The 13765-nt window shown below is 52.1% G+C and carries 10 protein-coding genes; 3 read left to right on the top strand and 7 right to left on the bottom strand.

Annotation, left to right across the window (positions count from 1 at the left end; all coding sequences use genetic code 11):
- Positions 1-104: 104 nt before the first annotated feature.
- The 6 genes from SH573x_RS22425 to SH573x_RS22400 form a co-directional block, all read right to left on the bottom strand.
- A complete protein-coding gene (locus tag SH573x_RS22425; RefSeq protein ID WP_479350043.1) occupies positions 105-374 on the bottom strand; it encodes a hypothetical protein in 270 nt (89 codons plus the stop codon).
- Between the two features lie 85 nt (positions 375-459).
- Positions 460-981, bottom strand: coding sequence for a hypothetical protein (locus SH573x_RS22420; RefSeq protein ID WP_479350042.1), 522 nt, complete (start codon positions 979-981; stop codon positions 460-462).
- Between the two features lie 364 nt (positions 982-1345).
- Positions 1346-3628: a phage/plasmid primase, P4 family gene (locus SH573x_RS22415; protein ID WP_479350041.1), complete on the bottom strand. Its 2283-nt coding sequence runs from the start codon at positions 3626-3628 to the stop codon at positions 1346-1348.
- A 77-nt stretch (positions 3629-3705) separates the two neighbouring features.
- Positions 3706-3924 (bottom strand): excisionase family DNA-binding protein, encoded by a 219-nt coding sequence (locus tag SH573x_RS22410; RefSeq protein ID WP_479350039.1) that lies wholly within the window; start codon positions 3922-3924, stop codon positions 3706-3708.
- A 1269-nt stretch (positions 3925-5193) separates the two neighbouring features.
- Positions 5194-6903, bottom strand: coding sequence for an AIPR family protein (locus SH573x_RS22405; RefSeq protein ID WP_479350038.1), 1710 nt, complete (start codon positions 6901-6903; stop codon positions 5194-5196).
- A gap of 429 nt (positions 6904-7332) precedes the next feature.
- Positions 7333-7620: a hypothetical protein gene (locus tag SH573x_RS22400; protein WP_479350037.1), complete on the bottom strand. Its 288-nt coding sequence runs from the start codon at positions 7618-7620 to the stop codon at positions 7333-7335.
- 814 nt (positions 7621-8434) lie between these two features.
- Between SH573x_RS22400 and SH573x_RS22395 the strand changes: the two genes are divergently transcribed.
- The gene (locus SH573x_RS22395; RefSeq protein WP_479350036.1) at positions 8435-8713 is read left to right on the top strand and encodes a hypothetical protein; all 279 of its coding nucleotides are present in this window, start codon (positions 8435-8437) and stop codon (positions 8711-8713) included.
- Positions 8714-8765: 52 nt separating this feature from the next.
- Here SH573x_RS22395 and SH573x_RS22390 read toward each other — a convergent pair whose 3' ends face one another.
- Positions 8766-9965 (bottom strand): hypothetical protein, encoded by a 1200-nt coding sequence (locus tag SH573x_RS22390; RefSeq protein WP_479350035.1) that lies wholly within the window; start codon positions 9963-9965, stop codon positions 8766-8768.
- A 346-nt stretch (positions 9966-10311) separates the two neighbouring features.
- Here SH573x_RS22390 and SH573x_RS22385 point away from each other — a divergent pair, with 346 nt between their 5' ends.
- Positions 10312-11862, top strand: coding sequence for a tetratricopeptide repeat protein (locus SH573x_RS22385; RefSeq protein WP_479350034.1), 1551 nt, complete (start codon positions 10312-10314; stop codon positions 11860-11862).
- Positions 11863-11870: 8 nt separating this feature from the next.
- Positions 11871-13649, top strand: coding sequence for a CRTAC1 family protein (locus SH573x_RS22380; protein ID WP_479350033.1), 1779 nt, complete (start codon positions 11871-11873; stop codon positions 13647-13649).
- Positions 13650-13765 lie beyond the last annotated feature (116 nt).

Here is a 13765-nt window from a genome sequence, read left to right as displayed (position 1 = left end):
CGTTTCCTTGTGTTGTCAGTTGACACACTGAGTATATCGGCAATCGCCATTGTGTCAACTGACAAATTTAGAAACATTGGGGCCGGTCGTTCGGCTAGCCTCTACTACTTCAAACACTCTCGCCGAAGTGCGGCTAAATCTTGGAGCAATTCGATATCGTCATAGTCTTTAAGTGATAAGCCAGTGCCGCCGATGTTCGACAGTGCGTATTTCGACGGTGCGCGGAGTTCCAAGTAGCACCGAGCAAGTTCCGCGTACGTTGCCAGTAAACGCTCCTTGAGTTTCGGCGTCAATTGATCGTTCGCCGGGTCGCAAGTGAATAGGACTTCGTCGACGTTCGATAAGGCATCGTGCATAGATTCGGTTAGGGTCATAATTCCATCCGTGGTGAAAGTTAGGGTCCAATGGTGGTTGGCTTGGAGTCGTTCAAGTCTTGTAGCAGTTCAATCGTACGTTTCATTAGCTCGCGTCCCCGATGTTGAACCATTCGACGACGTCGGCAGACTGGATGCATGGCGAGGGGGCGTTGGGCACCTCGACCACCGGACCCACTACGCCTTGCCTAGAGCGACCCCAGCCGACAACGTTGTGCTCTTTGACCGTAAGCCCCCAGGCTAGCTTGTTGGGCTGGCGGCGATGAGCAAAGTCAAGCAATCGGGTTTTGCCCTCTTTGATCTTTCCAACGCCGACCAGCTTAGCCCCGGCTAGTTGCTGCGCGGATGTAAAGAAATCGTGGCTGAATTGTTCGTTGATAGGTAGGTGAGCGCCTCTGGAGTCGCGACTTACAATGAGAATCCATACGCCAAGGTTCGGAGCGCCGAAACCGCTTAGACCCTTCCCATTCACCCATTCCATGGTGGTCTCGCCCATATGACGAAAGAGGATTGCAAGTGGGTGGTCGGGGTTTCGAAACTCCCGAAATTGAAGCGGTTCAATTGTTCGAGGCATTTTTGGCGAAGGTCGCATTTGGGTTACGTCCATGTTTGTTTCCGCATCCGTCTAAGGTGAAAGGGTTCGTGCCTACGGTCAAAGCGACGATAGGTCACTTATGTTTTCGGTCGGTGCAACTGAGAATTTTTCTGACATGAGCAGACCCGAGACACCAGGGCAGGACGCGACGCCACTTTGAGCAAAGACGCTCTGCGTAGTACGTCCATTCCGTCCACCCAAGTGCCTAGGCCCATCCTATATATATTTACTCTTATTTATTTATCTATCTAAGTAGAAGTAGAGTAGACGTAGTGGACGTAGTAACGATTTCATTGGTGAAACGACGGTTTGACAGTGGACGTTATGCCGGACGTTGACGGCTCGACAGTGGACGTGATGGACGTAAGGCGGTTGACTATGCACCGAAGTCGAGCGGTTGACTATCTTCGTGGTTCGATTCTGTATCACTTCGCAAGCTAATGCCGACGTACTGGTAGGCGCGATCGGTCGTTCCCGTCCGGGCAGTTTTGATTTGCTCGAATGCTGACGATAGGTCTCGACCAAACACGGAAGCATTCGTCGGGCGATACCCGTTGCTCCCACACCAGTGCTGATAGTTTGCATAGAGACGCGACTTGAGAACTGCCCCCGATAATTCGCACCGGTCGGCGACAAACGCTTTGACAGGGCTTGATAGCTCGATTAACTGCGTCGCCCGTTCGCGTGTGCTCTTGGACTCTGCAAAGCGTCCAGTCGCCTGGAGTTTTCGCCACCCCTCAATTGCCCATAGCAAAACGCCGCTGCGTTCCTTCAATAATTCGCGGCCAAGGTTTACGTTCTCCCGACCCAAGAACGAGGTACGTGTTTCGAGCAGTAGCATACGATTGGCAAGCGCGCCGCTAGAGTCGCTCAACTCGGGTAACTCGTTGCTCAGTAGCATCAAGCGAACCGGAAGTCTTACAGTCGTATGGGACAACTGTTTGCGGTTGACTGAAAGGGAGTCCTCGCCGGTAATGCTCAACAAGCGTTCGACGACCGTGTTAGCTTTGCTCCTGTTCTCCATTCGAGCGTCCGCGATGATCGCTACGAGCTTGTGTAGGAGAGGCTGTAAACCGAAATCCTCCGCGAGACCCGAGAGCGTAGGACCTGCGACGCTTCGAGGACCTAGTAGGTTCTCAAGCATCCGAGCCGTTTCGCCTTTGCCAGAACGTGGCGGGCCGACCATGCATAGCATCTTTTGTTTCGAGGTATCTGGGGTGAGGCAGTACCCAAACCAGCATTGCAATAAGTCGATTTGCTCTGCGTCACCCTTGAAAATGCTATCGAGGAAGTTTAGCCAGCGTTGTGGCTTGGGTGCGTTCGCGTCGAAATCATAGTTTGCCGCGTTGGTAGCTACGAAGGCAGGCGACGCGGGGACAGAATACGACGCCTTGCCCGCGACGAACGAAGGCAGGTGTACAACTGCATCGCGTGTTGCAAAGCATTCGCGTGTCTGCCAAGGCGTATCGTCGAGCCACTTCGGCAAGTCCTCAGTCGAAGGCACTGAGTACATGGCGGAATAGTGCATGGCAACTGCGGCAACGTGCGACGGCTGGACGTGTGATAACCGGCGGTCCATCGCATTCGCTAGGGTGCTCTGGTATTCCGATTTCAAAAGCGGTTGATAACACCCGGACTTCGCCGACCAAAGCAATGCTTCGTCGCGGTGCGTCCGTAACGTTGTTACGCCGTCGATCGCTAGATAGCGTGCGACGTGTTTTGCTTCGTCGCGAGGTTCAACCTTTGACGCTTTCAGTTTCTCAAGTGGTGGGATATCGTAACCGCTGAGCTTGGCGTAGTGGAGTAGCGTACCGGCTGTGATCTTGCCAGCTTTACCAGGGAACGATTGCCACTTAGCGGAGCACTCTTCAGTACCGGGGTAGTTATCGCCGGTAGCTGACCACTCGTCCCAAACGGCAAACAACTCTGTGCCAATGCTCTTTACTGACATGCCGATAGCAACCCAAGTTTCATAGTCGCAGTTGGCATCGCAATGCAAAATTGCCTCTCGGGCTAGTTCGGCCAGTCGGCTAGGGTCGGCATCGTCATACTCTTTCGTGTTTGCGGGCGGCTCGCTTCGCTTCAAGTGCTCATTGGCGAAGTTCCAAAATGCATCGCCTGCAATTGCTAACTCCCGATTGTCACCGACGATGTGCCCGGTCACAGTGAAGTAGCGGCCTGTCCAATAGACTTCAACATCTAGTCCATCAATCGCGACCTTCGATCGAAAGCCGTCGAGCAAACCACCGTTTAAAACCATCCACATTTTCACTCCCGTACCGCTTGGGCTTATCTCGGTATAGGTCGCGAATCTGTCTATCAGTGCTTGGGCCTTGGGATCGATTTCACCAGTGATCGGATTTCGGCAATTGTCGATATCGATGCCGACGAGCCCACAACCATCGTTGCCCATCGCAAAGCCGACCCCGCCATTGTCGGGAATCGTCGACATTGCCGCGTCGAGCGTTCGCCATGACTTTGGGTCTGTCGACGTTCCGCCCTTCGGTGGTTTCTGCCATTTCTTGCCGACTGCAACCCACTGCCAGTTGATCCAATTGGGGCGGGCCTTGAGTGAAGCGGGAATGTTCAGAACTTGTACCGGCATCGGTGCCGGGGGCTGGGATAAATCCAGCTTTGGATTGTCTGCCTTGACTGTCATTTCAAACCGAAAACAAAAGAGGAAAATTGAAAGTTGCGATTGAGCCGACCTAGCACGTCGGCGTTATCCATTTGGGGCTAGCGTGATTGAATGCGTGCGTCGGCAGGGATTAGCACCCGCCGCCCAACGCGTTCCGATGCAAGCCGACCATCGGCGATTGCTCGGAAAATGGTTCGCTCGCTGATAGTTGTTTGCTGGCTGTACTCCTTGATCGAAATGAACTTCCGTTCGGCTCGTGCTGCCAGTCTCTCGATAACGCGGTCCGCTACCGCATTTGCCAATTGCTCAATGTCCATTGCTGATCGTCCGTAGAGTGGAAAGTAAAAAACTATGCCCACCTACGGTTTCGGACCGTTTTTCAAGACATGCGACGCATTGGCTGCCGCAAGTTGCCATCTCGCAATGGTTTGTGACTATTTTTGAGAAAAATAATATCAGGCGAAGGGTCGGTCTTATGGATGGGCAAAGTCACCGGAAACTCTTGCGAAGGACTCGGTTTGAACGTCGGCAATGTCTTGGAGTTTTTTCGACCCCAGGGGGGTGGTTCGTCCCGTCGGTCTACGCCGTCAACATGAAGTCTATCCGACATTACTTGACGCTGAGAGGCGTGTACGTACAATGTGCATACCGTTAAACGTGTGCACGATGTACGCTGCTAGCATGGGGTACAACAGCCGGTTGTTGCCATGCGAGTCCGGGATTGCAACTAAGTGAATATAGCGAGACGCTCGATGACTGTCGGTTTGATCCCGCTTCGGAGGGTGGTGCGACGGTTGTTTCCTTATCTCCCTATGTGACGACGTTGCGAAGTGCCCTAGGTTCCTTTGAACGTCGTGTTCAGGGAGGGTTTTACGTTCGTTCCATCTTTGTAATGATTTGCCTTCGAGTTGGCGTCTTCGAGCTGAGGGACCGGCCTGCTCACGACCGAACGCGAAAAGTCTCGATATTGGCAAGTCAGCACAACGGTTTGGAACGCGGATTGGGAGGCATATTGCATGTTTGCAACTGAGCCTTTGATCTCGCGTTCTTCGCTGTGCTCCCATCCAAATTGTATTTTGCAATGGGGGCAGAGTGTTGAGCGAAGACAAAAAAGAGGTTTCAGTACCCGCCTATGAAGATTGGGCCAAGGTCATTCAAGACGTCAAGACATTGCCGTCAACTCGGTTCTACTTCGTAGTTACGCAGGGGGTATTGGGTTGCGTAGCGGTTGCGTCGGCGTACCGCAACGCTTGGTGGTCGTGTCTGTTGATTTGTTGTTTGATTGCCGCCCTAGGGTTTGCCGTCTCGGTAGTGCATTGGCGGAACAACCAAAGTGAGTAGATCGCAACGACTTAACTTGCGAATTAGTGAGGACGAAGAATCACGTTTGAAAATGCTTGTAGAAATGTCCAAGGCTGGCAACGCAACCGAAGTAATTCGGCGAGCGCTAGCCGTTTATGAACATCTATGGCAGGCAAAATTGGATTCAAAGCGCGTGATTATCAGAGAAAGTAACGGGGACGAAAAGGACTTGTACTTGCTCTAACACTGACGGGGACCGTAGCGTCCCCGCTTTTAGCGACAAATCAATGTAATCTGTTTGAGAATTCTTTCTCGCCCACAATTGCTAATAGTTTGTCGCGGAATCCTTGTGTTTTAGTAGCATCTGGCGACACGGGCTTATGCGATTCAGCCCGAAGTGCAATTTCACAGAAAATGTCGGCAGATGAATCTACATCTGCCAAGAGATCTATCAGCCGCTTACAGTATGCGTCAATTTTTGGCGAGTAGAGTCCTTCTGGCTCCCCCGCGACTCCATGACGAAAGAGTAGTAGTAGATACCATCTCAAAATCTTCAGTTCTGGCTTAATCGTCCGGCTTCTAAAAAGAGAATCCAAGCGATACAGAGCATAAGCACTCGCGAAATAGGGCGCAAACTTATGATCTTTACTGAAAATTTGGTTGCCCATTCGGCTACGAACGGTCCCGTAGTACCCCGAAACGCGATGTGGGTTGTTCAGAAACATCGAAGCAAACGCTTTAATTTGCGTCCGGATCGTAACAATGCGAGTCTTTTCAGATTGTGTAGCCGTCCACTGTTTTGATCGTCGCTCATAGAAGAGTGATTTAGAGCCTTCGTAGGTGGCATAGTACTGTTCGAGTTTCTTCTGGAAATCAGTGATTGCCTCCAGGTCTTCAGGCTTAACGGCATTCTGCCAATTAGTTGCCCGCACAATATCACTTACTAAATCCTCGTGCTTTGACCCAATAAGTTTTAGAGTTACCAGAACTCGTTCAGGATCAAAGTTGGTCCGGCATTTGAAAAGAACGTTGCTAGTTTGGCAACCGTTCACTATCTGATAGCCTCTCAATGTACACTTATTGCCAGTTTGCAAAAGCTCTCGACAAACTACAGTTATCCCATTGTTGAGCACTGGGAATTGATTCGCTGTTTGTCCCTTAAGCGTCGCTTCAATCGAATTATTTACGGTTGTATCGCCTTGAAAATCTCTAATGTTGTCTTCGAAAACGGAGCGGCGAATGTTTCCGGTGGAATCAGTAATCAGTTTAAACAACGTGGAGACAGGCACAACTCCAACAAAGGCCTGGTCGACGTTGTCAATGTCGGGAAGTGTAACTTTATTTGTAAATTCGATCTCTGCGGTAGAAATGTCATTACACTGCCGATAGAGACTTTGAATTTCGCTTGCGCCTAACGCAAACCCTTTAATCTCCGAGAATAAGTTCGTCGATTGGAGATCTTCCTCACCTTGCTGCAAGCGTGCGACAAGGTTGCCGTCATTCTTCCAAGTACCGGTTGTTACAAAATAAAAGTAACACTTAGGATTAGTCCGCATTCTTTGGGTGTTTTCAAAAATACGATCGGAAATTTTGCTCTTCGCGTCTAGAATTGCAGTTCTCACCAACCTGGGTGTTTGACGAAAGAAATCGCGGACCGATTCGACAAATGATCCAATGTCTGAACCTTCAAACTTAGAGCTAGTCTTTGCCTGCGTAAACAGAAACGTGACTTCAAGATAGTTATTTAGTGCAATCAAGTCATCCACTTCATCGGGGTCGGTCACGATTGATCCATTAACAATGATTGCTAGACCGTCTATCCCCTGTGTTGCATCGACACCAACGTGCACATCTTCTGGAGTGAACGTTTCTTCACACTCCGATGAAATTACTGAATAATTTACGAAATGCTCGAACTGATCGGTGGATGATTCCTCCATCAAGCTGAAGTCCCTTGAAAACTGCGACACGAGATTCTCAGTAATGCGATCCATAAGCCCTAGCTCCACCGTTCCAGCTCGAAAGCAACAGTAGTAATTCCCACGTCGATTCGAACAATCATAGCAAATTGCAAGGTCGGGCAGAATGAGCCTCGATGGAACCACGTCGAGCATAGCAAAAGTTTCAGGCCAACGTTGACACAAAGCCACGACACCCGTATCGTCGAGCGTTCAGTCCATTTGCTTTTACGTGGGGGATGCTATGAGTTCAGACTTTGCCAAAGTTCGGCAAGCCGTTGAAAATATTCGCTCGCATATTACTAGTCAGGTGGGGAGCGACGCGGTTTCTCATGCGATGAGGCTACTTGACGAAACTGAATTGAAGTTTTGCCCCCCGACACCCAGAACTGACGAAGTGGCCAAAAGAGTGCCGCTTGATCGACCTCCAAACTCGTTCGGAAAGACAGCGGGGCATGACTGATTCTACCGCTTTATCTGCCTTACGCGGTAATCTAATCGTCCCTTGAGAACCTCGTAATCTTGCTCGGCAGCCTCATACTCAACTTTGGCTTTGGCGGCCTGCTCTATGGCGACTGCCTCTTTTATTTTGTCACCTTTGAATCCGTAGACGATCGAAAGCCTGTTCTCCAGGTTGTAAGCGTCCCGGCTCGCTTGGGCCTTTGCCTCAATGCGATCGAGCCTAGCTGACATTTCGGTAATTGACTCTTGGCAACCGGCAAGGAGTACAAGGGATAGGGCTAGCTTTCGCATTGGTCTTTTCATCGGTCAAGGGATACGGCCCGCAATTGCCGAAGTAGCTTACCACGTTTCGCAGAATTGAGCGTCGCGGCTGACGCGAGTAACTCTATCCATTCCGGTTCAAAGTGTCCCACCAACTGACCCACGCGTGGCAGTACCGCATTTCCACCATGCAATTCGTTGGGTTGTTCTGCTCCCTCCTCGCCCATTTACCTCTGTCTGCCCTGTTCTGCTAGGGCACGCCACGAGACGCCAATCCGGCAAGAATCCAAGGTTTCTTACGGGTTCCTCGGCTTCTGAGTGCGTTTGTTCTTCGACTCCTCCGGACTCTGCTCGCCATCCTTACCGGTTGACTTTGGCCCAACATTGTGCCCAACGGGATGGCTTAGCTTTTGAAGTCGCTCCATCGCATCTTCCAGGTCGGACTCTGTAACGTGTCAATAGAACTCAAGTCGTCGACAACCTGAACGTTGGCAATAACGCCAACGGAGCACCGCCAGGATGGCGATTTCCAATATGTGGTCATACCGTTGAGGTTGCTCGTGTTTGACGATGCAAATCGGACCGGCTACCTTCATAGGTTCCGACGGTTGAGGCCCGTCCTTCAAAGGATATACCGCATGACAAAAGTACCCGAAAAAAGATAGGAGCGAAGCTTCGCGACCGACTGCTGGTAGAAGTTGGGCATCGTTGTTGCCGCTGCCTGGGGAAACCTGATGACCACCCAACGCTCTCGACGATTCTCGGAGCCCCTGTCCCTCTAACGCTTTCCGATGGCCGATGATTTAAGTGTAAGACGCTCAGCCACAGTGTGCTGAGCCAAGCGATGGAGCGAATGATCGAGCAGCGTATTGCATGCCTGGGACTACCCAGCATGACCGAAATGCTCAAGGAAACACGCGGCCACGATGTTAAGGCGATCGAGACGACGCTCAAGACTCTGGGCGAGATGAGGGCTAACGCGAGCGAGGCCACTCTTGACGATGTGCTGGGCTGGATGATCGGTAACGTCGGCAACATGGTCTATTCGATCCGCGAATCGGTCATTGAGACTGACAAGCCGAGCGATGATGAAGCCTTCGCCGCACTCATGCGAGACGTGTAGGGAGGCAACGCGTTCATCGATCGTTGGATGAAGATGTCTTTCGGCCAAAACCCTACCTTGCCGCGTCAGTGCGTGTGCCAGCTGCGTAAGGCTGTACCAACCACTCGACGAAATTGTGCTCTACGAGAAGCATCTGGGTGTAAAGGAACTTCTTGTCATCCTCGACCAAATCGACTTCGCTAACAACGTATTTAAGCCAGTCTAACTCATCCAGAAGTCGTTCGTACTCGCCCTCGTGAAGCGGAGTGATGTCGACTGCGAAAGAGCTAGTTTGAATATAGTGGATACCGTCGCTGTCAAGCTTTACATCGTCGGTTCGGGAGATGTCGTTTTCAGAGACATCAACCTTTTCAAGTGTCAGCCCAGGTGGATACTGCGTTGGCGGCTCGGTAAACTGGTTCGCGTGCTTTTGGTAGAGATTGAGTGTTACATTTGCATATGCCTTCTTGCCGTTGACTTGCATTTTGGCAATTTTTCGTCGCATGAAATACTCATCGAGGATGTTATCGATCTTCGGTTGAATATGGAACTTCATGAAGTCGTTCAGCATTTGGTTATAAACGCCACTGACGTACTGCCCCCAAAAGTAAGCGAAGATTGCTGCAATGCCAGCCGCTCCCGCGCCGCCTGCAATGCGTATCGCTGTAACGCGAATGCGAGGACCGGATTTAGGTGTGCCCTTTGTGTCAGGTGGTGCCTGTGAGGGGACCGGCCGAGCTGGCGTGTTGTGAACGTCCACAGTTGCAACGCTGCCGGTCGACGGTGTGATTGTGCCATCGCGATTGATCTTGAGCGGAGGTAATTTTAGAAGGCCTCTAGCGAGATTGTGATTGGGACGAATGGGGCGTCGGCGAACATCTAGCGCAAGGACTCTTATCCCGTTGGTCTCAGGAGTAGTCTGTCCACCCAGTTCCCTGTAGTATCTGTTGAAATTTCCATCCACAGTCATCAGTTCAGCTTTCAACGCATGCGCCGCTGCAGCTGTTGGCAAGTCTTTTCGCTGGATGTGGTTTCCGACCGAATTCGCTTCGATCATTGGCATCCGTTCGCTCTGCGTCGTTTTCTTTATCTTAATTTTCAGGTCAGTGACCATGCGTCGTTCGGCTTCATGGTGTAGCTCGTTGTAAACTTGGTCGCTTATGTAGAATGTCGCTCCCGACTGATGGATTTTCATGAACCGGTGCACCAGGGTAACGTTGCCGCGCTTGAACTGGTCAAAGATATTGGCGTCAAGCACGATTGTACGAGTCATGGTGAATTAGACTTTCGAGTCGAGATGCTGATCGCTATAGGTTCATACTCCTCCGTTTTCGTACGCACATTTGAGGAGTTGCGACAATCTTGCAGGTATTCTGGCGGAATACCCAAATTGAACAATTCGCTCCAGTGTTGATCGAGGCAAAATTTTGGCGTGTGAGAAATGCTGAAGACAGCTATCCCGGTTATCGCAACTTGCACGTCTTGGTCGCGGATAATTCGTATTTTTTGCATCGGCTTGGTTGCCCTTAGGGCCCCCGCTCGTCCAGCAGCCCCAGGCTTGACCGCCGCCTGGGTGTGGACTAGCTTGATCCTCCAGCCAACTGGAACTCTCATCTCTTATGGCTGGTCACGCTATGCGTTGGTGGCAACTCTCAACTTTGCAGTTGTTTCTTGGCTGGACGTTCGTCTGTTTGCCTGCCTGTAGCCACGTTTCAACTCCAACTACGACCACTCCTGCTAAGACCACTCCTGCTAAGACCACTCCTGCAAAGACCACTCCTGCTACGACCACTCCTGCTACGACCACTCCTGCTACGACCACTCCTGCTACCGATCCTCAGCAGTCTACAACGTCCACAGATCCTGGTGATGCATCACCCCAAGAAGTGATTGCTCAAGCGGCTGCTAGTAACCCTCCAAATGCTGAGCCACTAGCGCAGGATGTGTCGCTGAAGCAACCTACCAGGCCCAGCGACGGCCAGCAGTTGCGCGCGGAAGCTCAGCATGTTTTTGACGAACTGGTTGAGCGGGTTCCTCATAACCCTGATGCTCTGGAAGTTCGAGCCCGGTTTCTGTTCTTGATCGGTAGGACCAAGGAGGCTCGTCAGTGCTGGGAAGAGGCTTTAAAGCTGGCCCCTAACTACCTCTATGCCGAGCATGGTTTAGGTAAAGTCTCCATGCTCGAAGGGGAGTTAGATGCAGCGATCGCGCACTTTGAAAAGGCACTGAAGGGCATCCCCAATAGTACCGACCTGGTCAACGATCTCTCCGAAGCCTACACACGCCAAGGCGAGATATCCAAAGCAATTGACTTGCTCAAACAAGCCATTGATCAACAGCCGGAGGCGGCCGCAACGTACGTAGCCCTTGGTCAAGCTTACCTGGCCAGTGAGCAGTTCGACCAGGCACGAACGGCCTTTGACGCAGCCTTGAAACTTGTACCCGAGCTACCGCGAGCACAACAAGGCTTGGCAACAGCGCTGGTGCGCTTGGGCGACCGACAAGCGGCTCAAGCTCTCTTTGAAAAACAGAAGTCGAAACGCACATCGAATCAAAACCGGTCAACCGAGGAGACGTTTCTGGATGAAGTAACTGAAGTCGCCTTGCGATACCAGATTGCCGCTCGTGTTTATCAGAGTGCTGGCGACCTCAAGCGGGCCGAATACTTGTTGCGTCGCGCTGTTATTTTGAAACCGCGGAGCGAAGCAGCCTGGGAACCGCTGCTCAGTTTCTATCGAGGTCAAGGTCGGCAATCCGAAGCCTTAGCCACAGCTAAGGAAATGTGTGAAGCACTACCTAACCAAGCCAGCTATCGCTTTACGTTCGGACGATTGCTCGAGGATTCGCAGCGCATCGACGAAGCCATCAGCGAGTATAAGAAAGTCACGGAGCTGGCCCCTCGCAGCCCTGAGGGCTACGCGGCTGTGGCGCGGATTTTGTTACAATCCAATCGCGGGCTCCCGGACACCATTGAGCATGCCAGGCAAGCTGTCAAGCTGCGTGGCTCCGGCTCTGACTGGGAACTACTTGCCCAAGCATATGCCGTGCAACAGCACTATGCTGATGCTTATGAAGCCTTGCGACGAGCCATTGAGCTGGAGCCCGACAATCAACAATACAAAGTGGCCATGCAACACCTGCAGCGCGTCTATACACCTTCTAAGCCATAGTCCCGATCATGACCTCGCCCGATCGTTTGCGAACTTGGATTCCATGGCGCGGTGGCCTGATGGGGCTAACGTGTTTCAGTTGCATATTGTGGCTGGCCACGTACCAGATAGGCTTGGCGCAAACGACTGAAACTGCCGCGCCCGCTACCATCCCGACTCAGGCAATTCGTTTGGACGATGTGACCGCCACCTCGGGGATTGAGTTTCGCCACTTCAGTGGTGGTACCGGCAAGCATTACATTGTTGAGACTGTCGCCTCGGGCGTGGCTACCTTGGACTACGACGGCGATGGCTGGATCGACATCTACTTGTTGAGTGGTTGTGAGTTGACACCCTCGGCCACTGAAAACCCAAACGAGCCGACGGTCTCTGGGCCAGCAGCTTCGCGGTACTCATCGCGACTGTACCGAAATGTCGGCGGAATGCGTTTCGAGGATGTCTCGATCTCAGCCCACGCTGATGAGCCAGGTTTTGCGTTGGGGGTGGCCGCAGGAGATTACGATAACGATGGCGATACCGATATCTTTCTCAGCAAGTACGGTCCGAGTGTATGCCTGGTCAATAAGGGTGATGGCACATTTGAGCGGTGGCATTTCGAAGCTGCCTCGGAAACTCGCCGCGTGGGGGCAGGACTCTCACTACTGGACATCGATCGTGATGGCGTACTGGATCTCTACCTGGCTCGTTATATCAAGTTTTCGTTTGAGTATGGGGTCAATCGCACCATCTTCGGCGTACCTGCTGCGCCAGGTCCTAAAGACTATAAACCCGAAACTCATTCTCTATGGCAAGGTGACGGGCAAGGTGGGCTGCGAGAGGTGAGTGCGCAGTGGGGTATCGAGGCAGTGGCAGGACCAGGGATGGGCACACTGGCCGCTGATTTTGATGCTGATGGAGACACCGATATCTTCGTATGCAATGACTCGGCCGCCAACTTTTTGTGGCTTCATCAAGGAGCCCAGCGGTTTGAAGAGACAGCCATGTTGGCGGGAGTAGCGTATGACGTCACCGGAGCCCAACAAGCCAGCATGGGAGTTGACCTGGCCGATTACAATGGAGACGGTTGGCTGGATATGGCCAAGACCTGCTTTATGGATGAAGTGCCTACGCTCTACAAAAACTCGGGGCAAGGTTACTTCGATGATGTGGCGGCTAGTGCAGGTTTGGGCAGTGCCGCCCGTAACGTGACTTGGGGCATCGGTTTTAGCGACTTCGATAACGATACCTGGCCAGATTTGTTTATTGCGTCGGGCCACTTGATACCAGGCTCAGCCAGCCTGAACGATACGGAACGCTTTGCAGTTCCCAACCTGGTCTATCGGAATCTTCAGGGTCGCAAGTTTGCCAACATTAGCACCCAGAGCGGATCTGCAGCTACCGTGCGCCAAGTCAGTCGTGGTGTTGCACTGGATGATCTGGATAACGATGGACGGACCGATGCAATCGTATTGAATTTGAATGACCGAGCTCAACTGATTCATAACCTGAGCCATGTTGGCAATTACATCGATTGTCAGTTGGTCGGTTCACGAACCAACCGCGATGGCCTGGGTTCCAGAGTGATTGTACACATAGGGACGCGACGCATCGTGCAAGAGTTGATCGCTGGTAGGGGGTATCAAAGTCACTTCGGACAGCGGTTGCATTTTGGCGTGGGTAGCGCCCAGCAAATTGACCAACTGGAGGTAATCTGGCCAGACGGCCAGCGGCAAGCCTTTGGTACGTTGCCCGTCAACGGACGCTGGCTGCTGTTACAAGGAAACTCGCAAGCGCAACAGCTACCATGAAACGTCGCACTTCCAAATCAACTTTAAAGCGCCCCGCACGAGACTGCTCAGTAGGATCTTCAAAGAGTTCGTCAACGGAACCCTCAAGAGCTTCACGCGGCGGCCATGCCGGGCTG

This window comes from Rania fehmarnensis (assembly GCF_056494185.1).
The sequence above is the reverse complement of the archived record's forward strand: the minus strand, read 5'-3'. Positions and strand labels throughout refer to the sequence as shown.